Below are 23,602 nucleotides of genomic sequence, written 5' to 3'. Positions count from 1 at the left end.
CTTGCGTGGCGGCGAGGGCGGTGCCATCCCGTCGCCTGTGCAACAGTTGATCCAGCGCTATTCGCCCAATTTCGACGAGCGGCGCACGCCGGTCTCGATCATCGTGCTGCACTATACCGGCATGGCCGATGCGGCGAGCGCGATCGACTGGCTCGCCAATCCGGAATCAGGCGTCAGTTCCCACTATGTCGTCGCCGAAGACGGCCAGGTCGTGCACATGGTCGATGAGGTCAAGCGCGCCTGGCACGCCGGGCGCAGCTATTGGCGCGGCGTGACCGACGTCAACAGCGCCAGCGTCGGGATCGAGATCGTCAATCCGGGGCACGAATTCGGCTACCGGCCTTTCCCGCATGAGCAGATGGCGAGCGTCATGCGGCTCGTTTACGACATCAAGGCGCGCTACGGCGTCACACGCGGCAACATCGTCGGCCATTCGGACATCGCGCCGACCCGCAAGCAGGACCCGGGCGAGCTGTTCCCGTGGGAGGAGCTGGCGAAGCGCCGCCTCGCCCTGCCGCGCCCGCGCCAGCGGCTGACCGACCCGATGTGGAGCGACGCGGGCTTCCTCCTCGCGCTCGAACGCTTCGGTTACGACATCACCGACCCCCTTGCGGCGACGGTGGCGTTTCAGCGCCGCTTCCGGCCGGAACTGTTCGACGGTACCATCGACGGCGAAACCCGCGCGACCCTGCTCGGCCTGCTGCTGCCGCAGCCGGAGGGCGGCACCGCCTCGCAATAATCAGGCTTTGTGCTATACGCGCTCCCGCCAGAGGGCCGGGCGGCCGCCGGCGGGTTCGCCCGCGGGAGGAAAGTCCGGGCTCCATGCAATCGCGGTGCCGGGTAACGCCCGGCGGGGGTGACCCTAGGGACAGTGCCACAGAGAGCAGACCGCCGATGGCGCGAGAGTTCGCTCTCCCGCACAGGCAAGGCTGAAAGGGTGCGGTAAGAGCGCACCGCGCGACGGGCAACCGAAGCGGCTCGGCAAACCCCACCGGGAGCAAGGCCGAATAGGGATGGCGTGCGTCGTTGCCTCGCAAGGGGCGCGGCGCGGGCGGGGTTGCCGCCCATGTCGTCCGGGTTGGCTGCTGGAGCGCGTCGGCAACGGCGCGCCTAGAGGAATGGTCGCCCCGCGCGCGAAGCCCTCACGGGAACCGGCGTGCGGACAGAACCCGGCTTACAGGCCCTCTGGCAATTTTCGCGCCTGCAGTCGATCTGAAGGCAGGCTCGATTTCTGCGACGTTGGACGCGCGGGTTTCCCGCGCTACATGGGTCCGATGGCACGAGCGACACGCAAGGACGATTGGGGTTTCCCCCGCTGGCGGCCCTATGAGGGCTCCCGCGCCGCGACCGAGGTACGCCTTTGCGACCGGCACGGCTGCACCGAGCCCGCCACCTGCCCCGCGCCCAAGGCGCCCAACAGTCCAGAACGGTGGATGTTCTGTCAGCCGCACGCGGCGGAATATAACCGCGGCTGGGACTATTTCGAAGGACTGTCGGCGGAGGAGGCGGCAGCGCGCGAGGCGGACGAGCGTCGGACGGCAGCGGGCTTTGCCACGTCCAAGCATCAGCAATGGGCGGCGCGCGGGGATGAAGGGCGCAGCGCCGACGAGATGCGCGCGCTCGACCTGTTCGACCTGCCACCCGACTGCGACTTCGACGCGGTGCGGAAGGCCTGGCGGGCGCTCGCCAAGGAGACGCACCCCGATGTGCGTCCCGACGATCCCGAAGCCGCAAAGCGCTTTCATGCCGGGCAGGCGGCGTTCGAGATCCTGCGCCTGGCTGACGAACGGAAAAGCTGGAAGGGCTGAGCCGATCAGGCGGCAGCGGCGCGGGCGGCGGAATCCTTGATCAGCGCGATCATGTTGGGCACGCCCTGGGTCCGGTTCGAGCTGAGCTGGTTCGACAGATCGAACGGTGCCAGCGCCGCAGGGATGTCCATCGCGCCGATTGCCTCCGGCCGCTGGTCCTGCACTGCTGCCAGCACCAAGGCGACGATCCCCTTGGTGATCGCGGCATTGCTGTCGGCGAGGAAATGCAGCGTTCCGTCGGGGACTCGCGTGGGGTAGAGCCAGACGCTTGCCGAACAGCCCCGCACCAGCGTCGCGTCGGTCTTGAGCGCATCGGGCATATCTTCGAGTGCGCGGCCGAGGTCGATCAGCAGACGGTAGCGATCATCGGCGTCGAGCATCTCATAATCGTCGGCGATGGCGGAGAGGGGAGGGAGCATGTCCGCTCCCTAGCGGTCCGCAACGCGTGCGTCAGCCGGAAAGGCCGCCGGGTCGGGTGAGGGCATAGTAGCCGACGTAGAGCCACGACAGCACACCATGCACCGCGGCCCAGACGATCGATTTGTGCAGGCTCCACGAAATCGCCACCGCAATGGCGCTGCCAAGGCCGATACCCGCCTCGGTGACGCGCTCGCGGATCATGACTTCGCGCGTCACAAGTCGACCCCGGCGGCGATCGCTTCCAGCTTGCGCACCCGTTCGCGCAGGTCGGACAGGTCGATGCGCGACCCGGCGTCCCCGCGCGGGCTCGCCCGACGGTCGAGCTCGGCGCGACGCAGGTCCAGCCAGCCGTGCCATGCCTTGAGGCCCGCCAGTGCGACGATGGCGGTGGTCGCGAGCAGGCTCAGCGCAATGCTCAGCGTGATGGTCGGGTCGATCATCGTCACTCTCCTTCAGCGACGGGTTGGCGGTTGGTGAACCGCGGCAGAGGCACGCCGCGGTCGGTGGGCAGTGCCCCCGACAGCGGGCGCTCCGGGCCGCGCAGCGCCTCGATCTCCTGCGCGAGGCCGAAGCCGCGGTCGGTCAGGATACGTTCGAGCACTCGGACTCGCTGTTCGAGCTGTTCGGTGTGCGCCGCATATTGCGCGGCCTTTTCCGCGGTTTGCGTGCCGAGCACCTCGATCTCGCGTTCGCGCAGGCGCATTTCGCGTTTGTGGCGGTCGTTGAAGTAGCTGACGATCACCGGGATGCCGACGACGATCATGAAGAACAGGATGACGGTCAGGTTCATGGCGAAAACCTTCTCGTTACTCGGCGCTTAGCGGAGCTTTTCGATCTCGGCTTCGAGCCGGTGGTTCTTGCTGGTGTACATCAGTTCGATGTCGGCGAGGCGGCGATCGAGTTCGCGGAAACTGGCACGGACGTCGCGAGCGGAGCGACGCGGATTGGCGCGCACCCCCTGCCAGAACCGCTGCTCGTCCTCGTCCTCATAAAGTCCGACCGGCCGCACCGGGGCCATGATGGCGATGAGTATGTAGGCGAGGAGGGGGAGGCCGGACCCCGCGAGGACCAGCGCCACCAGCCCGACGCGGATCCACAGCGCGTCGACCCCGGTATAGTCGGCGAGCCCTGCGCAGACGCCCGCAACCTTGCCGTTGACCTTGTCCCGGTAGAAGGTCGTGCGGCGGGCTTGGCGTCGGGGCGCATCGGTCCACTCCGCCAGGGATTTGGGTTGGCGACGGCGCGTCATGTCAGCGGCTCCTTTCGCTGGAGCGCCGTGTGCTCAGGCGACCCAGTTCATCGTCGAAGTCTTCGGGGCGGCGGCGGCGGGGGCGCATGTCGTCCGCCTCGTCCGGCCCCGGCAGTGCATCGCGTCCGCGACGGTCGGCGAGCATTGGGCGCCAGTCCGGGTTGTCCGCGGCAATGATCCGTTCGACGGTGTGCACCCGATCCTCGAGGCGCCGTGCGAGGTCGTAAAGCTCCTCGAGCAGATTCTCGTCCTCGACCGGCAGCGTCTGCGCGCTTTTCCACTTGGTGATATAGTGGAGGATCATCCACGGCAGGCCGATCAGGAACGCGGCACCGAGCAGCAGCCCCCCAATAATCCCGATGATGTCGTCCATGACCCTCAGCTCCCCTTGTTCAGTCGCGCTTTCATCGCCGCGAGCTCGTCGTCGAGTTCGTCGGTGGCCCGCAATTCGGTGAATTCATCTTCCAGGCTGCGCGGCGCGCCCATCAGCGCGGCGTCGGCGCGGCCCTCCGCCCAGTCGACGCGGCGTTCGAGCTCGTCGAAGCGGCTCAGCGCGTCAGCGGTGCGCTCGCCATGCGTCATTTCCCGCAGGCGAAAGCGGTTCTCCGCGCTTTCGAGGCGGGTCGACACGTTCGCCTGTCGGCTGCGCGCTTCGCGCAGCTTGGTCTGCAGTTTGGCGATGTCGCCCTCATATCCGGCCAGCGTCTGGTCATGCAGCGCGCATTCGGCTTCGAGCCGCTCGATCATCTCGCTCGCCTTCTTGCGCTCGGCGAGCGCAGCGCGCGCGAGGTCTTCGCGGTCGCGCGAGAGGGCGAGCTCGGCCTTTTCGTTCCAGCCGTCACGCATCTCCGCCAGCTTCGCGATGTGGCGACGCAGTTCCTTGCTATCTGCGATCGTCCGCGCGGCCGACGCGCGCACTTCCACCAGCGTTTCCTCCATCTCGAAGATGATGACGCGGATCGTCTTCGCCGGATCTTCCGAGCGGTCGAGCAGGTCGGTGAAATTGGCCGCGATGATGTCGCGAGTGCGGGAGAATATGCCCATCAATATGTCCTCAAAGCGCGCGCAAAGGACCTTCACCGCGTCCGGCGAAGGGGTCAAATCGGAAAAAAGGGGACGGCGCCGGAGCGCGGCAGGGAAGGATATTGCTCCGGCGCCGTCGGACGCCCGGGTCTGGAGTCCCGAGCGAACTGAGAATGGGGTGGCCACGGCGCGAAGGCGTCCGACGATGCGATCCAGCTGTCCGGCACCGGCGTCCGCATCAGCGCGACGAGCGCCAGTAGCAGGACCACCGGCCAGAGCCGGGAGGAGGTTCGTCGGAACATGACGGCTTTCGTGGTTGTGACCGAACATGCCCGCTACAATTCAACGAGCGTGCCAAGTGCCAATGCGAGCCAAAACTTGGGTCGGCGACCTCATCACGATTGGGCTGTCTTGCCAACGGGTGGGAATTTGCGCCACCACGCCGTATGCAGCGCGAAAGCCCCCGCTTTGTCGGACAATCCTCCGCCTTTCTCGACAGCGTCGAGCGCGCGCTGGCGGCCGCCGAGCTGACACGGCCGGTGCTGGTCATCGGCGAACGCGGCACCGGCAAGGAGCTCATCGCCGAACGTTTGCACCGTCACAGCCCCCGCTGGGCAGGTCCGCTGATCACCATGAATTGCGCGGCGCTGCCGGAGACGCTGATCGAGGCGGAGCTGTTCGGTCACGAAGCGGGTGCCTTCACCGGCGCAACCCGGGCCCGGCCCGGCCGGTTCGAGGAAGCGGACGGCGGGACGCTGTTCCTTGATGAACTCGCCACCCTCTCCAACGGGGCTCAGGAACGACTGCTGCGCGCCGTCGAATATGGCGAGGTGACTCGCATCGGCGCGACCAAGGCGTTGCGGGTGGACGTACGTATCGTCGCCGCAACCAACGAACATCTGCCGACGATGGTCGATCAGGGCCGGTTCCGCGCCGACCTGCTCGACCGGCTTTCGTTCGAGGTCATCACGCTCCCGCCGCTGCGCGTGCGAGAGGGCGATGTCATGGTCCTGGCCGACCATTTCGGCCAGCGCATGGCAGCGGAGCTTGGGTGGGAGAGCTGGCCCGGCTGGAGCGACCGCGCGCGCGGGCTGCTTCAGGGGCACGACTGGCCCGGCAACGTCCGCGAATTGCGCAACGCGGTCGAACGATCGGTCTATCGCTGGGGGCAGGCCGGCAAGCCGGTCGACACGATCGTCCTCGATCCCTTCGCCAGCGACTGGGCGCCACGTGCGGCATCGGCGGCGACGACCAGCCCGACCGTGAGCACCGCTCCGGCGCAGGCGCCGGTAACCGCGCCGCCAGCGGAAGATGGCCCGGTGACCGACCTGCGCGCGACGGTCGACGCCTACGAAAAGCGGTTGCTGGAGGCAGCCTATGCGCGCTGCCGCTACAATCAGCGTGCCACCGCCGCAGCGCTCGGTCTGACCTACGACCAACTCCGCCACGCACTCAAGAAGCACGGCTTGGCCGGCTGAGTCGGCTGCCCCCCGTGGCCCCCCTTGCCCCCGACACGCTGCTGTCGCATCGCCTTGGCAGTTCGCGCGTTGGCCAAGCGAGCCACAATCAAGGAGCCGAGAGATGACCTTCCGCCTGCCCGATCTCCCTTACGCCAAGGATGCCTTTGGCGACACGCTTTCGGCCGAAACCTTCGACTACCACCACGGCAAGCACCACAAGGCCTATGTCGACAAGACCAACGAGTTGGTCGCCGCCAAGAGCGACCTGTCGGGTGCCAGCCTGGTCGAAGTGATCAAGTCCGCGCACGCCGGCGGCGACAAAGGGCTGTTCAACCAGTCCGCGCAGATCTGGAACCACAGCTTTTACTGGCAGTGCCTCAGCCCCGAACAGCAGCAGCCTACTGGTCAGCTCGCGCAGCTGATCAACGACGGTTGGGGCGACACTGCGACCATGCTCGACGCGCTCAAGAAAGAGGCGGTCGGCCATTTCGCGAGCGGCTGGGCGTGGCTGGTGCACGACGGCGGCAAGCTGAAGATCACGTCGCTGCACGATGCCGACACGCCGGTGGTCTATGACGGCATGAGGCCGCTGCTGACGATCGACGTGTGGGAGCACGCCTATTACATCGACTATCGCAACGCGCGCCCCGGCTACCTCGACGCGCTGCTGCAAAAGGCGATCAACTGGGAATTCGTCGCGCAAAACCTCGACCGCGACGCGACCGCCTGCGCCGATCAGCGCGGCTGAGCGACTGGCCCGTCCGCCGCAGCCCGCGGCGGACGGGCTGGATGTTCAGGCGGCGTCGACGGTGCGGTGGTCGTAGCCTGGCTGAAGCAGCGGGCGAATGTCGACGCCCGCTTCACGTTCGGCCGCTGCGACGATGCGCTCGGTCGTGAGCGGTCCTTCCATGGCCGCCAGCGCCGCGATCCATCGCATGGCCGCCGCGCGCCCCGCGCGCCGCTCGACAAACCGAAACACCGACCCGGCGCCGAAGTAATGCGCTCCGGTGAAATTGCTCTGGTCGAGTTCTGCAGGGCTGAACGTGTATTGCCGGGGCGGAAGTCGTCCGGCGCGCTTATACTCCGCGAATTCTTCGGCGGAGACCTGCCGCTGGATGGCCGCGTCCGTCGGGCGGCCGCGCCGGAAATTGCCGACATCGACGTGCTGGTAGACGGCGCCGTAGGACAATCGCTCCGCGGTTTCGCTGTAGCGGCGGGCCAGGGCGAATTCCGGGAAGCTCGCGGCGACGACCCCCTCGATCCAGTCCGCATGACCTTCGCCGAACCAAAGCGGCGTGCGCGGCTGGGGGGCGCCGTTGACGAGCTGCGTGGTCGGGTTCGCCCGGTGCGCAAGCTCGTGCGGGACCAGCCCGGTCAGCGCAGTGATGGTGTTGATGCCGATCGTCCCGTCCGCATTGAGCACGATCGGCCATTTGCCTTTGCCGCTTCGCGCGATCCTCTGCGCCGTCTCCTGGCTCCCGACGAGAATGAGGTCATCCCATCTGACGCTCGTCACCGGCACGCCCGCGGTCTGCGCCACACGCCGCGCGATTTCGGCGATCACCGGCGCAAAGCGCGGGGCGGCAGCGGTTCCGACCGCATCGGTATAGAGGTGGAACGCTACGCCGGGCGCAATCTCCATGCGCCAGCGTTCGACCCCGTCCAGCCCGCTCGGCCCGCCGGGCGTCAGCGCGACCGCGGGAAGGTCGGTCGGCAAGGTGAAGCTGTCGACCACCGACTGGTAGCGGGGCACGGACGGATGTCGATGAACCCGTTGCAGCAACTCCGCCTCGATGCGCAGGGCTTCGGCCCGGTCGGCTGGCGCGCGGACGGGTTCGATTGTCACCGTCTCGCCTGGGGTCGCTGACGCGGTTGGCGCAACAGGTGGCGTCTGAGCTACCGGTGCAAGTGCCAGCCCGATGAGTGTCGCGGTCGAAAACATATTAGCTCCCCCAATTTCCGAGGAGATAGTTTTCCTCTCGTCATGAATGGAGAATGAAGTCGCGAACGCCGCTCAGTTCGTGGAGGCGTCAGTTCTCAAACCATGGCGCAGCATCAACGGCAGCTGTGCGAGCGCGAACACCAGCGACAGCGCGGTGACGCCCCACACTTTCGCGGTCAGCCAGTCATCAAAGCTCAGGGTGTAGCGCAACAGCTCGTTGAGAAGCGCCATGCCGGCGAAAAACAGGCCCCAGTTGCGCGACAGCAGCCACCAGCCTCGCTCGGTCAATCCTTCGAAGGCGGCGGCGAGCAGCGGCTTGATCAGCGCTTTGCCGAACGCAAGGCCGCCGAGCAGCACCGCGGCAAAGCCGGCATAGATGATCGTCGGTTTGATCTGAATGAACTTGGGGTCGTTGAACCAGACGGTGAGCGCACCGAAGCCCACCACCAGCAACCCGGACATCCACAGCATCGGCGAGATGCGCCCCAGCTTCCAGCGCGCCACCGCCATCGCCACCAGCATCGCCGCCATGAAGGCGAGCGTCGCCTCGACCGCGGCGGCGGTGGTCGCCACCGGCCCCGGTGCCTTCTGCCAGCGGAACACCGCGAAAAAGATCAGCAGCGGTCCGTAGTCGATGGCATAGCTGAGCCAGCCCGGCGCATGCCGCGCCTTGGCATCGGCGCTGATCACCTCATCCTGCGGCAGCTCCTCGCTCATGCCATCCGCCCCGCGATGGCGGCGCCGATCTGCGCCGGGTCGAACGGGCGGAGGTCGTCGATCCGCTCGCCGACGCCGATGGCATGGACGGGAAGGCCGAACTGCTCCGCCGCCGCTACCAGCACCCCGCCGCGCGCGGTGCCGTCGAGTTTGGTCATGACGAGGCCGGTGATGCCCGCGAGCTCGCGAAAGGTCTGAATCTGCGCCAGCGCATTTTGTCCCGTAGCGGCGTCGAGCACGAGCACGACGTCGTGCGGCGCGCTCGGATTAAGCCGCCCGAGCACGCGTTTGATCTTGGCGAGTTCGTCCATCAGCTCGCGCCGGTTGTGGAGGCGCCCGGCGGTGTCGACGATCAGCACGTCGGTGCCCTCGGCCGTCGCGCGCTTGACCGCGTCGAACACCAGCCCCGCCGCATCGCCGCCCTCGGGCCCGGTGACGATCGGCACCCCGATGCGATCCGCCCAGGTCTTGAGCTGCCCGATCGCCGCCGCGCGGAACGTGTCCCCCGCCGCGAGCATCACCGAATAATCCTGCTCGACGAAATTATGCGCCAGCTTGGCGATGGTGGTCGTCTTGCCCGACCCATTGACGCCGACGACGAGGATGACCTGCGGCCGCGGGAAGGCGGTCACCTCCAGCGGCTGCGCGACGGGGCCGAGCGTCGCGGCGATCTCCTGCGCGATCAACGCGCGCACGCCCGCTTCGTCGCTGCGGTCGCTGGCGAGCTTCGCGCGCACGCGGCCCGCCATCGCCGGGCCGAGGTCGGAGACGATCAGCGCCTCTTCGATCCGGTCGAGCGTCTCGTCGTCGAGCCGTCCGCCCGCGCCGAACAGCCCGGACAGATTGTCGCCCAGCCGGTCGGACGTGCGGCGCAGCCCGCCGAATAGGCGGTCGCTCCAGCTTTTCGGCGTGTCGCTTTCCATCAGCCGAGCCTCTCCGCAACGAGCGTCGTGCCGTCAACCGCGATTGCGCGCGCGGCGACGATGCTGCCGGGCTCGGCGGGCGCGGTGATGCGTACGCGCGCGAAATTCTCGGCATGTCCGCTCAGGCCGTCACGCTCGACCAGCAGCGATAGGGTCGTGCCGACTTGCGCCGCGAGCCAGGCCTGTGTTGCGGCGCCGGCGAGAGCGCGGAGCGCCCTGGCGCGGGCGTGAATCGTAGCGCTCGGCACCTGCGGCATGCGCGCGGCGGGGGTGCCGGGGCGGGGTGAATAGGGGAAGACGTGCGCACTCACGAGCCCGCAGTCCGCGACCAACGCCCGTGTGCGCGCCGCCGCCGCTTCGTCTTCGGTCGGGAAACCGGCGATCAGGTCGGCGCCGATCGCGATGCCGGGGCGTGCGCTCCGCAGAGCCGCGCACAGCTCGACGGCGGCCGCGCGACTGTGCCGTCGCCGCATGCGCTTGAGGATGAGGTCGTCGCCGGCCTGCAGCGACAGGTGAACGTGCGGCATCACGCGTTGCTCGCGGGTGAGGCGGTCGAACAGCGCCATGTCCACCTCCGCCGGATCGATCGACCCGAGCCGCAGCCGGTGGAGCGCCGGCACCGCCTCGAGGATCGCCGCGATCAGCCCCGCCAGCCGCGTGCCCGCATCGTCGTAGCTGGTGAGGTCGACCCCGGTCAGCACCAGCTCGCGGTGGCCCGCTGCGGTCAGCGCCCTTGCCTGCGCGACGACGCTGGCCACGGGCACCGAACGCGATCGCCCGCGCCCGTTCGGGATGACGCAGAAAGTGCAGGCGTGATCGCAGCCGTTCTGAACCTCCAGGAAGGCGCGCGCATGGGCCGAAAAGGCGGGCAGCAACTGCGGCGCGGTGCGCGCGATGGCGAGCGCGGGGCCGACCGCCACCCGCGCTGCTCCGGGCGCGTAAGCCGTCGCGTCATGCTTCTCCGCATTGCCGAGCACGCGATCGACCTCGGGCATGACGGCGAACATGGCCGGGTCGACCTGCGCTGCGCAGCCGGTGACGATGACCTCCGCGTCCGAGTCGGCGCGCCGCGCCCGCCGCGCCGCCGCGCGCGCGTCGGCCATCGCCTGGCCGGTCACCGCGCAGCCGTTGATGACAATGCGCCGCCGATTGACCGGCTCGGCGGCGAGCATCGTTTCGACCTGCGCCGATTCGGCGATGTTGAGCCGGCAGCCAAAGCTCTCCACGCGGACGCGCGCATCGGGACGGGGCGGGGCGAGCGTGGTCACGCGAACGCTGCCCAGTCCGCTTCGCCATCGAACACGCGTGTCGCCGGGCCGGTCATGCGGATCGGCGCATCGCCGCCCGCCCAGTCGATGGTCAGCGTGCCGCCGGGCAGCGTCACCTCGACGGGGGAGGCAACGAGCCGCCGCCGGATCGCGACCACAGCCGCGGCGCAGGCGCCAGTGCCGCACGCTTGCGTCACCCCCGCTCCGCGCTCCCACACCCTCAGCTTCAGCGTAGACGGGCCGGTGACCTCCGCGACGCCGACGTTGATTCCCCTCGTGAAGATCGCGTCGTGCTCGACCTCCGGCCCGAGCGTCGCTAGCGGCACTGCGTCGGCATCGGGGACGGTGAAGACGATGTGCGGATTACCGACGTCGACCGTCCACCCGTCCGCCAGATCCCCCCACGCCATCGGCAGTGGCGCGGTGTCGGCGGGGTAGGCGAGGTGAACGCTCGCGGCGTCGAAGCGCGGCGGGGGGAGGGTGATGGTGACCCCGGCCGCGACAATCTCCGCCGCTAGCTCACCGCCGCGGGTTGCGATGCGCGCGCCTGCCGGCAGCAGGGTCGCGACGCAGCGTGAGGCATTGCCGCATGCCTCCGCCTCGCTGCCGTCGGGGTTGAAGATACGCATCGTCGCCGCGACGCCTTTCGCGCCAGGCGGCGGCGGATCGAGTAGGATGAGTTGATCGCAGCCGACGCCGCGGTGCCGGTCGGCGATCGCCCGCGCGCGTGCCGCCGTGATCTCCTGCCGCTCTACGCGCGCGTCGATGACGACGAAGTCGTTGCCCAACCCGTGCATCTTGATGAAGCGGAACCGGCCCATGCGCGGGCATCTAATGATGCGAACCCCGCCCGTAAACGTCGTGTCCCGGCGCGCGCGTCGGCAGATGCTTGCGAAATTCCGCGCATATCGCTAACGGGGGCGCGACGGGACGCCTTGCGCGTCCGACGCTGGCCGGCGAGGTTTCGCCCGCCGGCGTTTTTGTCGTGTTGTGGACGCTGTCGCGTCGTGGGCTGAGGATGGACGCATGTTCGACAGTTTGAGCGATCGGCTCGGCGACGTCTTCTCGCGTCTGCGCGGCCGCGGCGCGCTCACCGAAGCCGACGTGCGCGAAGCGATGCGCGAAGTGCGCGTGGCGCTCCTCGAAGCCGACGTCGCGCTGCCGGTGGTGCGCAGCTTCGTCGACCAGGTGACCGAACTCGCCATCGGTCAGGACGTGCTGCGCTCGATCACCCCGGGGCAACAGGTGGTCAAGATCGTCAGCGATGCGCTGACCGAGATGCTCGGCTCCGACGCCAGCGACCTCGAGCTTGGCGTCGTGCCGCCTGCGGTGGTGATGATGGTCGGGCTGCAGGGGTCAGGCAAGACCACCACTACCGCCAAGCTCGCCAAGCGGCTCAAGGAAAAGAGCGGCAAGCGGGTCATGATGGCCTCGCTCGACGTCAACCGTCCTGCGGCACAAGAGCAGTTGGCGACGCTCGGCCGGCAGGTCGGGGTCGACACGCTGCCGATCGTCGCGGGCCAGCCGCCGGTCGACATCGCGCGGCGCGCGCTCAATGCGGCAAAGCTGCAGGGCTACGACGTGCTGATGCTCGACACTGCGGGTCGGCTCCACGTCGACGACGCGCTGATGGGCGAAATGCGCGCGATCGAGGCAGACGCGAAGCCGACCGAGACGCTGCTCGTGGTCGACGCGCTCACCGGGCAGGACGCGGTGCAGGTCGCGCAGCGCTTCTCCGACGACATCGCGCTGTCGGGCGTCGTGCTCACCCGCATGGACGGCGACGCGCGCGGTGGTGCGGCGCTCTCCATGCGCGCCGTCACCGGCAAGCCGATCAAGTTCGCCGGCACCGGCGAGAAGATGGACGCGATTGAGCCGTTCCATCCCGCGCGCGTCGCGCAACGCATCCTCGGCATGGGCGACGTCGTCAGCCTCGTCGAGAAGGCGGCGGAGGTCATTCAGCAGGAGGACGCGCAAAAGCTCGCGATGCGCGTCGCCAAGGGTCAGTTCGACATGGACGACCTGCGCGGCCAGCTCAGCCAAATGCGCCGCATGGGCGGCATCGGAGCCATCGCCGGCATGATGCCCGGCATGAAAAAGGCGCAGGCGCAGCTCGCGCAGAGCGGCATGGACGATCGCGTGCTGCTGCGCATGGACGCGATGATCACGTCGATGACGCCCAAGGAGCGCGCCAAGCCTTCGCTGATCAACGCCAAGCGCAAGATCCGCATCGCCAAGGGCTCCGGCACGACCGTGCAGGACGTCAATCGCCTCCTGAAAATGCATCAGGAGATGGAAGGCGCGATGAAGAAGATCAAAAAGATGGGCGGCCTCAAAGGGCTCGGCGCGCTGTTCGGCGGCGGGGGCAAAGGCGGCCTTGGCGGCATGCTCGGTGGTGGCGGTGGCCTCGGTGGCCTGCTCGGCGGTGGCGGGGCAGGGGGCGGCGCGGGCGCGCTCCCCGGGCTCGGCGGCGGGGCGATGCCGACCAACCTCCCGCCCGACCTTCAGAAGCTTCTCGATCAACAGAAGAAATAACGAGCGCTGCGGCGCTCACTCATTCAGAAGAGGAAGACGAAACAGATGGCAACCAGCATTCGCCTGTCGCGCGGTGGCTCCAAGAAGCGTCCTTACTACAAGATCGTGGTGGCGGATTCGCGCAGCCCGCGCGATGGCCGCTTCATCGAGCGCATCGGCAGCTACAATCCGCTGCTCGGCAAGGACAATCCCGAGCGCGTGAAGCTCGATGTCGAGCGTGCGAAGCACTGGGTCAGCGTCGGCGCGCAGCCGACCGACCGCGTCGCCCGCTTCCTCGATGCCGCGGGCGTCAAGGAACGCGCCGCGCGCAGCAATCCGAACAAGGCGGAGCCGGGTCAGAAGGCCAAGGAGCGAGCCGAGGATCGCGCCGCCAAGCTCGCGGCTGCCGAGGAAGCCAAGGCCGAAGCCGCCGCGACGCCGGTCGCGGAAGAAGCGCCTGCCGCTGCGGATGACGCCACGACGGAGGCTTCGACCGACGCCGCCGCCGCGGACACGACCGCCAACGAAGCGACGCCGAACAGCGACGCCGGCGACACCGCCGCAGCTGCTGACGGCGAAAGCGCCCAGGCTCCGGCCGAGGGCTGATGCCGAAACCTTCCCTCCCGCCTGCGGGAGGGGCTGGGGGTGGGCGCGGAGCCACCGACGCCCGCGCTCGACCCGGCCCACCCCCGACCCCTCCCGCAAGCGGGAGGGGAGAGGGCACGTCCGAGCCAACGGCCACTTCGTCCCTGTCCCACCTGCGGGAGGGGCTGGAGGTGGGACAGGCCGAGCGCGCCCAACGCCCTGTGACGCTCGCCGTCATCACGGGCGCGCACGGCTTGGCGGGCGAGGTCCGGCTAAAACTCTTCGGCGAGGATGCGAACGCGCTCAAACGCTATCGCAGCTTCAACGACGCCGCGCTGACGCTGAAAGCGATCCGCGCCGACAAGGGCGGCGCCATCGCGCGTTTTGCCGAGATCGCTGACCGCACCGCCGCCGAACGCGCGCGGGGCACCGAGCTGACCGTCCCCCGCAGCGCGCTGCCTCCGCTGGAGGAGGGGGAGTACTATCACCACGACCTGATCGGCCTCGCCGCGATCACCACCGGCGGTGAGCATCTCGGCAACGTGGTGCGCGTCGAAAACTTCGGCGCCGGCGACATCTTAGACATTCAGGGCGAGGACGGCCGCACCCTGATGGTCCCCTTCACTCGCGAAGCTGCGCCCGAGTTCGACGACACCCGTGTCCTGATTGAACCCGCGCACCTGCCGTGACCTTCACCGCACGCATCATCACACTTTACCCGGAGATGTTCCCCGGGCCGCTCGGCGTGAGCCTCGCGGGCCGGGCGCTGGCGGAGGGGCGGTGGAGCCTCGACGCGGTGCAGATGCGCGACTTCGCGCAGGGCCGGCACCGCACCGTCGATGACACGCCCGCGGGCGGCGGGGCGGGTATGGTGCTCAAGTGCGACGTCGTGGCGCGCGCGCTCGACGCGACCGTTGCCGCCGCGCCTAACCTGCCGGTCCTCGCCATGACCCCGCGCGGCGCGCCGCTCACCCAGGCGCGGGTGCGTGAGCTTGCCGCCGGGCCCGGCGCGATCATCCTGTGCGGGCGGTTCGAGGGGTTCGACGAACGCCTGTTCGAGGCGCGGCCGCAGATCGAGCAGATCAGCGTAGGCGACCTCATCCTTTCGGGCGGGGAGATGGCGGCGCTGACGCTGCTCGATGCTTGCGTTCGGCTGCTTCCCGGCGTAATGGGCGCCGCCCTTAGCGGTGAAGAGGAGTCGTTCGAGAACGGCCTCCTTGAGTACCCGCACTACACCCGGCCCGCCGAGTGGGAAGGGCGCACGATCCCCGAAGTGCTGCGATCGGGGGATCATGCCAGGATCGCGGCGTGGCGCCATGCCCGCTCGATCGAGGACACACGGTCACGCAGGCCGGACCTTTGGGAGCGCCATTCGGGTGTTCGGGTTCAGCCTGCCTCTGGCGCGCGGCGAGAGACAGAGGAAGAGGCATGAACCTCCTGCAACAGATCGAGGCCGAAGAGGTCGCGAAGGCCACCGAAGCCCGCGCCATTCCCGATTTCCGGCCCGGCGACACCCTGCGCGTCGGCGTGCGCGTGGTCGAAGGCGACCGCACCCGCGTCCAGGCTTATGAGGGCGTGTGCATCGCGCGGTCGAACAAGGGCATCGGCTCGAACTTCACTGTTCGCAAGATCAGCTTCGGCGAGGGCGTCGAGCGCGTGTTTCCGCTCTATTCGCCGAACATCGACAGCATCACCGTCGTCCGCAAGGGCGCCGTGCGTCGCGCCAAGCTCTATTATCTGCGCGGCCGCCGCGGCAAGAGCGCGCGCATCGCCGAACGCCGCGACAATCGCGAGTCGGCCGAGGGCTGATCGTCGCGAAAGCGCGATGACGAAAGGGCGGGGGCGAAAGCCCCCGCCTTTTTCGCATCTACCTCGCACCCAACACCACGTCGGCCCGGACTTGATCCGGGGCAGGGCTTTCTTGCCAAGCCGCCCGCTATCGATACAGCATGCCCACGGAGATGACGGGAGCATGTGATGCGGTGGCGGGGACTGGCTTGGGTGGCGGTGTTGATGTCGGGGTCGGCTTTGGCGGGAACGCCTGAGATGGCGGTCGAAGCATCATCGCCGGCGACGCATGCGGCGACGTCCGCGCCGGTGGCCGAATTGCCCGTGCCCCCCCCGGCCCCCGTGCCCCAGCAGCAGCTGACGCTTGAACGAGTGTTCGCTTCGCCCGGCCTCGCGGGAGCGGCGCCGCGGGGGGTGGCGTTGTCGCCCGACGGTCGACTGATGACCGTGCTGCGGCCGCGCGTCGAGGATCGCGACCGCTACGATCTGTGGGCGGTCGACACCGTCACCGGCTTCTCGCGCATGCTGGTCGACAGCACGCAGCTCGGCGGTGGCGAACTTACCGAAGCCGAACGCATGCAGCGCGAGCGCGCGCGGGTCGGCAGTATCAAGGGTATTCTGCGCTACCAATGGTCGCCCGACGGGCGCAGCATCCTCGTGCCGATCGACGGCGCGCTCTACCTCGCGCCGATCGACGGCAGCAGCCCACGCAAGCTGATTGCCAACCCCGCGGGCGAGCTGAACCCCACCGTGTCCCCCCGCGGAAGCGCGGTGAGCTTTGTGCGCGGGCAGAACCTCTACGCGCTCGATGTCGCCAGCGGCACTGAGCGCCGGCTGACCCCCGACGGCGGCGGCACCGTCTATTGGGGTGAGGCGGAGTTCGTCGCGCAGGAGGAGATGAGCCGAATGACCGGCCACTGGTGGTCGCCCGACGATCGCCTGCTCGCGGTGCAGCGCTTCGACGAAGCGCCGGTCGGCACGGTCACCCGCACCGCGATCGGCGCGGGCAGTACGCGCAGCTATCAGCAGCGCTACCCCGCCGCGGGCACGCCCAATGTGCTGACGCAACTTCACATCATCCCGGCGAGCGGTGGGCAGGGGGTGCGTGTCGATCTCGGCGCCGATCCCGACATTTACCTCGCCCGCGTCGACTGGGCACCCGACGGCCGCTGGCTCTATGTCCAGCGTCAGACGCGCGATCAGAAGCGGCTCGACATGCTGCGCGTCGATCCCACCACGGGCGCGTCGAGCATCCTGTTCAGCGAGACGTCGCCGACCTGGGTCAGCCTTTCCGACAACTACCGCTTCCTCAAGGATGGCAGCCTCATCTGGTGGTCGGAGCGCGACGGCAACGGCCATCTCTGGCGGCTTCGCAACGGGCGCTGGAGCCAGCTCACCCGTGGGGACTACCAAGTGCTCGGCATCGCCGGCATCGACGAGACGCGTGGGCGGATGTGGCTCACCACCAACCGCGACAGCGTCCTCGAAACGCAGATCGACCTTCTCGATTTGCGCCGACCAGGCCGCCTCACCCGCATCAGCGAGCGCGGCTTCTCGACCGGCGCCTATGCCGACAAAAGCGGGCAGCGGCTGGTGATGATGCGCAGTTCGGTGTCGCAGCCGCCCCAATACTACCTCGCCGATTCGAAGGGCCAGCGGCTGTCGTGGATCTTCGAGAACCGCCTCGACGCCACGCACCCCTACGCGCCGTTCCTCGCCGCGCACCGCACGCCGACCTTCGGCACGATGGCGGCGGCGGACGGGTCGACGTTGCACTACAGCTTGCTCACCCCGGTGATGGAGCCGGGGCGGCGCTACCCCGTATTTTTCTCGCACTATGGCGGCCCGACGTCGCAGCAGGTGCGCAACAGCTGGACGTCGGCGGTGCACCAGATGCTCGTCCAGCGCGGGTGGATCGTGTTTCAGATCGACAACCGCGGGGTCGAGAACCGCAACGTCGCCTTCAGCCGCCAGATGTATCGCGCGTTCGGCACGGTCGAGGTCGAAGATCAGCTGCTCGGCGCGCGCTGGCTGGCGCAGCAGCCCTTCGTCGATCCGCAGCGCATCACCACCTATGGCTGGAGCTACGGCGGGTACCTGACGCTGAAGCTGCTCGGCGCCGCGCCGGGTGTGTTCGCCGCGGGCGTGTCGGGCGCGCCGGTCACGCGCTGGGGTCTTTACGACACCCACTATACCGAACGCTATCTGGGCATGCCGCAGGCGGACGCGGCAACTTATGCGCGCGCCGACGCGATCGACGACGCCGCGCGCATCCGCGACCCACTGCTGCTGCTCCACGGGATGAGCGACGACAACGTCATCTTCGACAACAGCACCGCCTTTGCCGCGGCGATGCAGGCCAACCGGCGCCCGTTCGAGATGATGTTCTACCCCGGCCAGACGCACGGTTTCGCGGGCGAGGCGATCCAGGTGCACCTTTGGCGCACGATCCTGAACTTCCTCGAGCGCCACACCGCGCCGGCGGCGACGACTGGACAAGCGATACCGCGACCCTAAGTCGCGGGTCGCGCTCCTCTCTCCGTCCGCGCACGAAGGAACAGTCAGCACATGGGTTATCGGGTGGTGGTCGCCGGGGCGACCGGCAATGTCGGGCGCGAGATGGTCAACATCCTCGCCGACCGGCAATTTCCCTTCGACGAGATCGCGCTGCTCGCCTCGTCGCGCTCGGTGGGGGAGGTGATCGACCTCGGCGACAGCGGACGCACTGCCAAGGTGCAGAATATCGAGCATTTCGATCCCGCGGGCTGGGACATGGCGCTATTCGCCATCGGATCGGAAGCGACCAAGGTCTATGCGCCCAAATTCGCCGCCGCTGGCTGCGTGGTGATCGACAATAGCTCGCTCTACCGCATGGACCCCGACGTTCCGCTGATCGTGCCCGAGGTGAATGCAGACGCCATCGACGGCTACACCGCGAAGAATATCATCGCCAACCCCAACTGCTCGACGGCGCAGATGGTCGTGGCGCTGAAGCCGCTGCACGATGCCGCGACGATCAAGCGCGTCGTGGTCGCGACCTATCAGTCGGTGTCGGGCGCGGGGAAGGAGGGGATGGACGAACTGTTCAACCAGACCCGCCAGATATTCGTCGGCGACGAAAAGGACGTCTCCAAATTTAGCAAGCAGATCGCGTTCAACGTGATTCCGCACATCGACAGCTTCCTCGACGACGGTTCGACCAAGGAAGAGTGGAAGATGGTGGTCGAAACGAAGAAGATACTCGACCCCAAGATCAAGGTCCACGCGACCTGCGTGCGCGTGCCCGTTTTCGTCGGCCATTCGGAGGCTATCAACGTCGAGTTCGAGCGCGAACTTGGCGCGGAGGAGGCGCAGGCGCTGTTGCGCGAAGCCCCGGGCGTGATGCTGATCGATAAGCGCGAGGACGGCGGCTACGTCACCCCGGTCGAGGCCGCCGGCGACGACGCCACCTTCGTCAGCCGCGTGCGTGACGATCCGACGGTCGACAACGGCCTGTCGCTGTGGTGCGTGAGCGACAACCTGCGCAAGGGGGCCGCCCTCAATGCGGTGCAGATTGCCGAGCTGCTCGGCCGCCGCCACCTCAAGAAAGGGTGAGCGTGACGACGTCCACCGCACCTGCGCCGACCGAACATCGCCTGAGCACGCGCGACGGTACGTCCATCGCGTGGCGGGAAATGGGCAGCGGTCGCCCGGTCGTGCTGCTGCACGGGCTGTTCTCCGACGGGGTGATGAACTGGATCAAGTTCGGGACCGCACGAAAGCTCGCCGACGCGGGCTTCCGCGTCATCATGCCCGACCTGCGCGCGCACGGCCTCAGCGAACGGTCACACGACCCGGCACGCTATCACACCGATATGCTGGTCAATGATCTGGAGGACCTGCTGGCGGCGCTCGGGTTGGGGCCGGGAAGTTTCGACCTGGCCGGCTTTTCGCTGGGCGGACGGACGGCCGTCAAAGCAGTCTTGTCGGGCGTCGCGCCGCGCAGGCTGGCGTTGGTGGGCATGGGGCTCGACGGGTTGGCGGACTGGGACCGGCGGAGCGGGTTCTTCCTTGGCGCGCTTCAACGTTTCGACGAGGTAAAGCGCGGCGACCCTGAATATATGGCGGTTGGCTTCATGAAGACGATGAAGGTCGACCGCACCGCCGCGGCGCTGCTGCTGCGCGCGCTGGGCGACATCGACGTCGCGCAGCTGTCGCGCATCACCATGCCGACGCTGGTGCTGTCAGGGCGCGACGATCGTGACAACGGTTCGCCCGAAAAGCTGGCAGAGCTGCTGCCTGACGCGACGCTCGAGTGGATCCCGGGCACGCACATGTCGAGCGTGACCGAGCCCGCGCTGGGCGAAGCGCTCAGCCGATTTTTCGCCTAGCTCGAACGCGTCACCGCCGCGAACGCCGAAACCGGTAGGTCACGGCGAGGCTGGCGGAGATCTGGTCGCGCGACCCGTCCCGATCGCGCAGCACAGGGGAGGCGCTCACCGGACCGATCAGCCGCGCGTAGTCGCCCGCAATCGAGCCGCTCCAGCGTTCGGCGATGGGGAAATAGAGTGTCGCTCCGGCACCCGCCTCGCTGACGCCGCCGCCGGGGGCAAAGGGGGCGAAGCGCCCCCCCGAGGCCAGCGACTGCGCCGGCGTGACGCCGAAATAGGCGCGATTGTAGCGGGCGTCGGTGTAGCGCGCGCGAACGCCCGTGAGGAGCGCCCCGCGTTCCGAGAAGCGCCAGACCCTCTCGAGGGTCGCGTCGGCAATCAGCCCCTCGTGACCCGTCACCGCCTGGCGCGCTTCGACGCGCGCGTATGTGTCCGGGACGAGCGCGACTTGCGCGAAGCCGCCGAGTTCGAGCCCGAGCCCGACCTTGCCAAGGCCGGGTGTATAGCGATCCGCGTCGCGCCGGGTGCGGCCGAAGTCGAGGCGCACTGCGGGGCCGAAGCCCACGCGCTCCGGCGGGGAGACGAGGTTGTAGCGCAACCCCTCGCGCACGCCACCAGCGAGGCGGTCGCTGGGGTCGAGATCGGCGATGCCGCCAAAGGTCGGGCGGGGGGCGATCCGGACGCTGCCCGCACCGGGGTAGCGCGGCCGCATGAACAGGCCCGCCCCGGCCTCGAAATATTCGTCAGCCCCAGCGGTCGACGACGGGGTGGTCGCTTCCTGCGCGATGGCGGGGACCCCAGCCATCAGGGTAAGGCCGGCGACGGCGAGGAGGGACTTGCGCATAGCTTTGATCTCCGGCGACCGACGGTCGCGCTCAGCGGAAGGGCGGTTCGTTGAAGGCGCGCAGCTTGCGCGAATGCAGGCGCGCGCCCTCGGCGCGGAGGCGGTCGATGGCGTGAATGCCGATCTGCAGGTGCGCGGCGATCGCTTCCTCGTAAAACTGATTGGCCTGCCCCGGCAGTTTCAATTCGCCGTGCAGCGGCTTGTCGCTGACGCACAAGAGCGTGCCGTAGGGAACGCGGAAGCGATAGCCCTGCGCGGCGATGGTGGCCGACTCCATATCGATAGCAATCGCGCGCGACTGCGAGAAGCGCAGCGCGCTGTCAGAGTAGCGCAGCTCCCAATTGCGGTCGTCGGTGGTCACGACCGTGCCCGTGCGCATGCGTCGTTTGAGGTCGGCGCCGCTCTCCCCCGATACCGTCTCCGCCGCTTCGGCGAGGCTCATCTGCACCTCGGCGATGGCGGGAATCGGAATCTCGGGCGGGAGCACGCTGTCGAGCACATGGTCGTCGCGCAGATAGGCGTGGGCGAGAACATAGTCGCCGATGCGCTGCGTCGGGCGGAGTCCGCCGCAGTGCCCGATCATCAGCCAGGCCTCGGGCCGCAGCACCGCGAGGTGATCCGTGACCGTCTTCGCATTGGAAGGCCCGACGCCGATGTTGACGAGGCTGATCCCTGCCCCATCCTCGCGCATCAGGTGGTAGGCGGGCATCTGATGGCGGCGCCAGGCGCTGTCGCCGACCAGCTGCACCGCATCGCCGCCTTCGCGGTCGATCATCAGGCCACCCGCCCCCGACAGGGCCGTGTAGCCCTCCCGCCCGACCTGCCGCGTTGCCCAGGCGACGAATTCATCGACATAGCGATGATAGTTGGTGAACAGGATATACTTCTGGAAATGCGCGGGCGGCGTGCCGGTGTAGTGCCGCAGTCGCGCAAGACTGAAGTCGGTGCGCAGCGCGTCGAACAACGCGAGCGGGCGCGCTTCGTTACCTGCGGTCAGAAACAATCCGTCCGCCAGCTCGTCGCCGATGTGCGCCAGCTCGGTCGCCGGAAAATGTTCGGCGAGCTCCACCGGCGAAACACCGCCGAGCGCCCCCCCGGTGAGCCCATCCAGCACGTAGGCGAACGGGATTTCCTGCTCGCTCGCCCCGACTTCGAAGCGCACGTCATAATGCTCCGCAATCAGGCGAAGCTGTTCGGTAAGGTAGGGTGCGAACAGCTCGGGCTGGGTGACGGTGGTGGCGTAGCTGCCCGGTTCGGGCAGGCTGCCGAACGCGACCGTGCGCCCGCCCTTGAGCGGCGCGCCGAGGCGCGTGATACGCAACTCGGGGTAGGTAAAGGCGCCGCCGCGGCGCAGCAACGGATCGGGCCTCTTGCCGCTTGCGACGTAGGCGGCAACCGCTTCGCGCAGCCGGGAGACGGATGCATCGTAGCGACGCTGAAGCTGATCGATAATGCCGGCGACGGCAGCGGCGGGATCATCCTTGCGCATGGCCCCGCCTATGCCGCCGTCGCCAACCTGACAACCGGTCAGAGCTGCGAGAGCATATGCTCGGCGCTCGATACGCGATAGTCGCCCGGCGCTTCGACATTGAGCTGAGCGATCACGCCGTCGTCGACAATCATCGAAAAGCGCTGTCCGCGCTTGCCCATGCCGAATTTCGACCCGTCCATCGACAGGCCGAGCGCCTCGACCAACTCGCCGTTACCGTCGGCGAGCATGGTGATGCCCTCGGCCGAACTCTGCTGGCCCCAGGCGCGCATGACGAACGGGTCGTTGACCGCGGTCGCGCAAACCTCGTCGATGCCCTTGTCGGTCAGCGACTGGCGGTTCTCAACGAAGCTCGGCAGGTGCTTCGCCGAGCAGGTCGGGGTGAAGGCGCCAGGGACCGAGAACAGCGCGACCTTGCGGCCGGCGAAATATTCATCGCTCGACACCGGCTGCGGGCCGTCGTCGGTAACCTTGGTGAGCGTGAGGGACGGAAAACGTTGTCCGACTTCGATGGCCATGGGTGAAGCTCCTGTCTGCTGGTTCGAGGTGAGCAAGCGCTGGGCGCGTTGGCTGGTTCCCTGTCCGGTGCCAAGCGTGCCGCGATTGACAGCGGTCGGCGCGACGGGTCACCTGCACCGATGCGTGACCCCGACCCCCGCTGGTTCACCGGCCGGCTTTTGCTGGCGCTCCCCGGCATTGGCGATCCGCGCTTTGAGCAGAGCGTCATCGCCGTCGTCTCTCACGACGAGGAGGGGGCGATGGGCGTCGGCTGCTCCGCGCTGAGCGGAATGATGTTCGACGATTTGCTGCAACAGACGGGCATCGAAGGGTCGGTCGGCGGCGATCACCCGATCCTGATGGGCGGGCCGGTCGAGATGAGCCGGGGATTCGTCGTCCACAGCCTCGACTGGAGCGGCCAGGGAAGCATCGACGTCGCCGGGCGCTTCGGTCTCACCGTCACGCACGATGCGCTGCGCGCCATCACCGACGGTCGCGGGCCGTCGCGTTGGTTCGCGGCGCTGGGCTATGCCGGGTGGGAGGCCGGCCAGCTCGAGCGAGAGGTCGCCGATGGCGGCTGGCACGTTACCGACCTCGACGATGAAACCCTGTTCGACCTCGCACCCGACGCGCGTTGGGCCGCGACCTTTGTCCGTGATGGTATCGACCCCACGCGGCTGGTCTCGCACGGCGGCCATGCCTGA

28 protein-coding genes and 1 other RNA gene are annotated in these 23,602 nt (G+C 68.2%); 14 read left to right on the top strand and 15 right to left on the bottom strand.

Going from position 1 to position 23,602, the window contains the following annotated elements:
• Positions 1-46 precede the first annotated feature (46 nt).
• The 3 genes from ACRYJK_RS05690 to ACRYJK_RS05680 all read left to right on the top strand — a co-directional run bounded on the left by ACRYJK_RS05690 (position 47) and on the right by ACRYJK_RS05680 (position 1,808).
• On the top strand, positions 47-739 hold the full coding sequence (locus ACRYJK_RS05690) for an N-acetylmuramoyl-L-alanine amidase (RefSeq protein ID WP_482667406.1): 693 nt from the start codon (positions 47-49) through the stop codon (positions 737-739).
• 27 nt (positions 740-766) lie between these two features.
• Positions 767-1,193, top strand: an RNA gene (gene rnpB / locus ACRYJK_RS05685) — RNase P RNA component class A.
• An 81-nt stretch (positions 1,194-1,274) separates the two neighbouring features.
• Positions 1,275-1,808, top strand: coding sequence for a J domain-containing protein (locus tag ACRYJK_RS05680; RefSeq protein WP_482666574.1), 534 nt, complete (start codon positions 1,275-1,277; stop codon positions 1,806-1,808).
• 5 nt (positions 1,809-1,813) lie between these two features.
• Here the strand turns inward: ACRYJK_RS05680 and ACRYJK_RS05675 are convergent, their stop codons facing one another.
• From ACRYJK_RS05675 to pspA, 7 genes are read right to left on the bottom strand one after another with little or no spacing between them, the layout of a single operon-like run.
• The gene (locus ACRYJK_RS05675; protein ID WP_482666573.1) at positions 1,814-2,227 is read right to left on the bottom strand and encodes a SufE family protein; all 414 of its coding nucleotides are present in this window, start codon (positions 2,225-2,227) and stop codon (positions 1,814-1,816) included.
• 31 nt (positions 2,228-2,258) lie between these two features.
• Positions 2,259-2,444, bottom strand: coding sequence for a hypothetical protein (locus tag ACRYJK_RS05670; RefSeq protein ID WP_482666572.1), 186 nt, complete (start codon positions 2,442-2,444; stop codon positions 2,259-2,261).
• Complete coding sequence (locus ACRYJK_RS05665; protein ID WP_482666571.1) at positions 2,441-2,668, bottom strand: hypothetical protein; 228 nt, start codon at positions 2,666-2,668, stop codon at positions 2,441-2,443. Before ACRYJK_RS05665 ends, ACRYJK_RS05670 begins: the two co-directional genes overlap by 4 nt.
• Positions 2,669-2,670: 2 nt before the next feature.
• A complete protein-coding gene (locus ACRYJK_RS05660) occupies positions 2,671-3,018 on the bottom strand; it encodes a hypothetical protein (RefSeq protein WP_482666570.1) in 348 nt (115 codons plus the stop codon).
• A 27-nt stretch (positions 3,019-3,045) separates the two neighbouring features.
• Positions 3,046-3,477 (bottom strand): envelope stress response membrane protein PspC, encoded by a 432-nt coding sequence (pspC, locus tag ACRYJK_RS05655; RefSeq protein ID WP_482666569.1) that lies wholly within the window; start codon positions 3,475-3,477, stop codon positions 3,046-3,048.
• A 1-nt stretch (position 3,478) separates the two neighbouring features.
• Positions 3,479-3,850, bottom strand: a complete 372-nt coding sequence (gene pspB, locus ACRYJK_RS05650; RefSeq protein ID WP_482666568.1) for an envelope stress response membrane protein PspB — start codon at positions 3,848-3,850, stop codon at positions 3,479-3,481.
• A 5-nt stretch (positions 3,851-3,855) separates the two neighbouring features.
• A complete protein-coding gene (gene pspA, locus ACRYJK_RS05645; protein WP_482666567.1) occupies positions 3,856-4,521 on the bottom strand; it encodes a phage shock protein PspA in 666 nt (221 codons plus the stop codon).
• A gap of 425 nt (positions 4,522-4,946) precedes the next feature.
• On the opposite strand from pspA, the gene pspF reads away from it, so the two are divergent.
• Together pspF and ACRYJK_RS05635 are read left to right on the top strand one after the other, a co-directional pair.
• The gene (gene pspF / locus ACRYJK_RS05640) at positions 4,947-5,978 is read left to right on the top strand and encodes a phage shock protein operon transcriptional activator (protein WP_482666566.1); all 1,032 of its coding nucleotides are present in this window, start codon (positions 4,947-4,949) and stop codon (positions 5,976-5,978) included.
• A gap of 103 nt (positions 5,979-6,081) precedes the next feature.
• The gene (locus ACRYJK_RS05635) at positions 6,082-6,708 is read left to right on the top strand and encodes a superoxide dismutase (RefSeq protein ID WP_482666565.1); all 627 of its coding nucleotides are present in this window, start codon (positions 6,082-6,084) and stop codon (positions 6,706-6,708) included.
• Positions 6,709-6,753: 45 nt separating this feature from the next.
• On the opposite strand, the gene ACRYJK_RS05630 is transcribed toward ACRYJK_RS05635, so the two are convergent.
• The 5 genes from ACRYJK_RS05630 to dapF all read right to left on the bottom strand — a co-directional run bounded on the left by ACRYJK_RS05630 (position 6,754) and on the right by dapF (position 11,631).
• Positions 6,754-7,806 carry a hypothetical protein gene (locus ACRYJK_RS05630; protein WP_482666564.1) on the bottom strand — a complete coding sequence of 351 codons (1,053 nt, stop codon included), beginning with the start codon at positions 7,804-7,806 and terminating at the stop codon, positions 6,754-6,756.
• 168 nt (positions 7,807-7,974) lie between these two features.
• Entirely contained in the window at positions 7,975-8,619 is a 645-nt protein-coding gene (locus tag ACRYJK_RS05625) for an inner membrane-spanning protein YciB (protein WP_482666563.1), read from the bottom strand.
• Positions 8,616-9,542 carry a signal recognition particle-docking protein FtsY gene (gene ftsY / locus ACRYJK_RS05620; RefSeq protein ID WP_482666562.1) on the bottom strand — a complete coding sequence of 309 codons (927 nt, stop codon included), beginning with the start codon at positions 9,540-9,542 and terminating at the stop codon, positions 8,616-8,618. Before ftsY ends, ACRYJK_RS05625 begins: the two co-directional genes overlap by 4 nt.
• Positions 9,542-10,810 (bottom strand): tRNA (N(6)-L-threonylcarbamoyladenosine(37)-C(2))-methylthiotransferase MtaB, encoded by a 1,269-nt coding sequence (mtaB, locus tag ACRYJK_RS05615; protein ID WP_482666561.1) that lies wholly within the window; start codon positions 10,808-10,810, stop codon positions 9,542-9,544. Before mtaB ends, ftsY begins: the two co-directional genes overlap by 1 nt.
• The gene (dapF, locus tag ACRYJK_RS05610; RefSeq protein ID WP_482666560.1) at positions 10,807-11,631 is read right to left on the bottom strand and encodes a diaminopimelate epimerase; all 825 of its coding nucleotides are present in this window, start codon (positions 11,629-11,631) and stop codon (positions 10,807-10,809) included. Before dapF ends, mtaB begins: the two co-directional genes overlap by 4 nt.
• Before the next feature lie 205 nt (positions 11,632-11,836).
• On the opposite strand from dapF, the gene ffh reads away from it, so the two are divergent.
• From ffh to ACRYJK_RS05570, 8 genes are all read left to right on the top strand, one after another.
• Positions 11,837-13,345 carry a signal recognition particle protein gene (gene ffh, locus ACRYJK_RS05605; protein WP_482666559.1) on the top strand — a complete coding sequence of 503 codons (1,509 nt, stop codon included), beginning with the start codon at positions 11,837-11,839 and terminating at the stop codon, positions 13,343-13,345.
• Between the two features lie 45 nt (positions 13,346-13,390).
• Positions 13,391-13,930, top strand: coding sequence for a 30S ribosomal protein S16 (gene rpsP, locus ACRYJK_RS05600; protein WP_482666558.1), 540 nt, complete (start codon positions 13,391-13,393; stop codon positions 13,928-13,930).
• Positions 13,931-14,130: 200 nt separating this feature from the next.
• Positions 14,131-14,598: a ribosome maturation factor RimM gene (gene rimM / locus ACRYJK_RS05595; protein WP_482666557.1), complete on the top strand. Its 468-nt coding sequence runs from the start codon at positions 14,131-14,133 to the stop codon at positions 14,596-14,598.
• A complete protein-coding gene (gene trmD / locus ACRYJK_RS05590) occupies positions 14,595-15,341 on the top strand; it encodes a tRNA (guanosine(37)-N1)-methyltransferase TrmD (RefSeq protein WP_482666556.1) in 747 nt (248 codons plus the stop codon). Before rimM ends, trmD begins: the two co-directional genes overlap by 4 nt.
• Positions 15,338-15,718 (top strand): 50S ribosomal protein L19, encoded by a 381-nt coding sequence (gene rplS, locus ACRYJK_RS05585; protein ID WP_482666555.1) that lies wholly within the window; start codon positions 15,338-15,340, stop codon positions 15,716-15,718. Before trmD ends, rplS begins: the two co-directional genes overlap by 4 nt.
• A 237-nt stretch (positions 15,719-15,955) precedes the next feature.
• The gene (locus ACRYJK_RS05580; protein WP_482667405.1) at positions 15,956-18,214 is read left to right on the top strand and encodes a DPP IV N-terminal domain-containing protein; all 2,259 of its coding nucleotides are present in this window, start codon (positions 15,956-15,958) and stop codon (positions 18,212-18,214) included.
• A gap of 51 nt (positions 18,215-18,265) precedes the next feature.
• Positions 18,266-19,291 (top strand): aspartate-semialdehyde dehydrogenase, encoded by a 1,026-nt coding sequence (locus ACRYJK_RS05575; protein WP_482666554.1) that lies wholly within the window; start codon positions 18,266-18,268, stop codon positions 19,289-19,291.
• Between the two features lie 2 nt (positions 19,292-19,293).
• Positions 19,294-20,067 (top strand): alpha/beta fold hydrolase, encoded by a 774-nt coding sequence (locus ACRYJK_RS05570; RefSeq protein ID WP_482666553.1) that lies wholly within the window; start codon positions 19,294-19,296, stop codon positions 20,065-20,067.
• A 10-nt stretch (positions 20,068-20,077) separates the two neighbouring features.
• On the opposite strand, the gene ACRYJK_RS05565 is transcribed toward ACRYJK_RS05570, so the two are convergent.
• The 3 genes from ACRYJK_RS05565 to ACRYJK_RS05555 are packed head-to-tail and all read right to left on the bottom strand — an operon-like array spanning position 20,078 to position 22,918.
• Positions 20,078-20,911 carry a MipA/OmpV family protein gene (locus ACRYJK_RS05565; RefSeq protein ID WP_482666552.1) on the bottom strand — a complete coding sequence of 278 codons (834 nt, stop codon included), beginning with the start codon at positions 20,909-20,911 and terminating at the stop codon, positions 20,078-20,080.
• A gap of 31 nt (positions 20,912-20,942) precedes the next feature.
• Positions 20,943-22,400: an AMP nucleosidase gene (locus ACRYJK_RS05560; RefSeq protein ID WP_482666551.1), complete on the bottom strand. Its 1,458-nt coding sequence runs from the start codon at positions 22,398-22,400 to the stop codon at positions 20,943-20,945.
• 38 nt (positions 22,401-22,438) lie between these two features.
• On the bottom strand, positions 22,439-22,918 hold the full coding sequence (locus ACRYJK_RS05555) for a redoxin family protein (protein WP_482666550.1): 480 nt from the start codon (positions 22,916-22,918) through the stop codon (positions 22,439-22,441).
• Between the two features lie 120 nt (positions 22,919-23,038).
• On the opposite strand from ACRYJK_RS05555, the gene ACRYJK_RS05550 reads away from it, so the two are divergent.
• Positions 23,039-23,602 carry a YqgE/AlgH family protein gene (locus ACRYJK_RS05550; RefSeq protein WP_482666549.1) on the top strand — a complete coding sequence of 188 codons (564 nt, stop codon included), beginning with the start codon at positions 23,039-23,041 and terminating at the stop codon, positions 23,600-23,602.

The organism is Sphingomonas sp. BLHR8 (assembly GCF_056821725.1).
Note: the sequence above shows the minus strand (reverse complement) of the source record. Positions and strands in the feature narration are given on the sequence as shown.

Coding starts and splice junctions, on each gene's coding strand:
- ACRYJK_RS05665 (WP_482666571.1), bottom strand. CDS start 2,668: ATGATCGACCCGACCATCACGCTGAGCATTGCGCTGAGCCTGCTCGCG.
- ACRYJK_RS05550 (WP_482666549.1), top strand. CDS start 23,039: ATGCGTGACCCCGACCCCCGCTGGTTCACCGGCCGGCTTTTGCTGGCG.
- pspA (WP_482666567.1), bottom strand. CDS start 4,521: ATGGGCATATTCTCCCGCACTCGCGACATCATCGCGGCCAATTTCACC.
- ACRYJK_RS05560 (WP_482666551.1), bottom strand. CDS start 22,400: ATGCGCAAGGATGATCCCGCCGCTGCCGTCGCCGGCATTATCGATCAG.
- ffh (WP_482666559.1), top strand. CDS start 11,837: ATGTTCGACAGTTTGAGCGATCGGCTCGGCGACGTCTTCTCGCGTCTG.
- ACRYJK_RS05580 (WP_482667405.1), top strand. CDS start 15,956: ATGGCGGTCGAAGCATCATCGCCGGCGACGCATGCGGCGACGTCCGCG.
- ACRYJK_RS05625 (WP_482666563.1), bottom strand. CDS start 8,619: ATGAGCGAGGAGCTGCCGCAGGATGAGGTGATCAGCGCCGATGCCAAG.
- ACRYJK_RS05575 (WP_482666554.1), top strand. CDS start 18,266: ATGGGTTATCGGGTGGTGGTCGCCGGGGCGACCGGCAATGTCGGGCGC.
- rpsP (WP_482666558.1), top strand. CDS start 13,391: ATGGCAACCAGCATTCGCCTGTCGCGCGGTGGCTCCAAGAAGCGTCCT.
- dapF (WP_482666560.1), bottom strand. CDS start 11,631: ATGGGCCGGTTCCGCTTCATCAAGATGCACGGGTTGGGCAACGACTTC.
- pspC (WP_482666569.1), bottom strand. CDS start 3,477: ATGACGCGCCGTCGCCAACCCAAATCCCTGGCGGAGTGGACCGATGCG.
- pspF (WP_482666566.1), top strand. CDS start 4,947: ATGCAGCGCGAAAGCCCCCGCTTTGTCGGACAATCCTCCGCCTTTCTC.
- ACRYJK_RS05565 (WP_482666552.1), bottom strand. CDS start 20,911: ATGCGCAAGTCCCTCCTCGCCGTCGCCGGCCTTACCCTGATGGCTGGG.
- rplS (WP_482666555.1), top strand. CDS start 15,338: ATGAACCTCCTGCAACAGATCGAGGCCGAAGAGGTCGCGAAGGCCACC.
- pspB (WP_482666568.1), bottom strand. CDS start 3,850: ATGGACGACATCATCGGGATTATTGGGGGGCTGCTGCTCGGTGCCGCG.
- ACRYJK_RS05660 (WP_482666570.1), bottom strand. CDS start 3,018: ATGAACCTGACCGTCATCCTGTTCTTCATGATCGTCGTCGGCATCCCG.
- ACRYJK_RS05675 (WP_482666573.1), bottom strand. CDS start 2,227: ATGCTCCCTCCCCTCTCCGCCATCGCCGACGATTATGAGATGCTCGAC.
- ACRYJK_RS05680 (WP_482666574.1), top strand. CDS start 1,275: ATGGCACGAGCGACACGCAAGGACGATTGGGGTTTCCCCCGCTGGCGG.
- ACRYJK_RS05635 (WP_482666565.1), top strand. CDS start 6,082: ATGACCTTCCGCCTGCCCGATCTCCCTTACGCCAAGGATGCCTTTGGC.
- ACRYJK_RS05555 (WP_482666550.1), bottom strand. CDS start 22,918: ATGGCCATCGAAGTCGGACAACGTTTTCCGTCCCTCACGCTCACCAAG.
- ftsY (WP_482666562.1), bottom strand. CDS start 9,542: ATGGAAAGCGACACGCCGAAAAGCTGGAGCGACCGCCTATTCGGCGGG.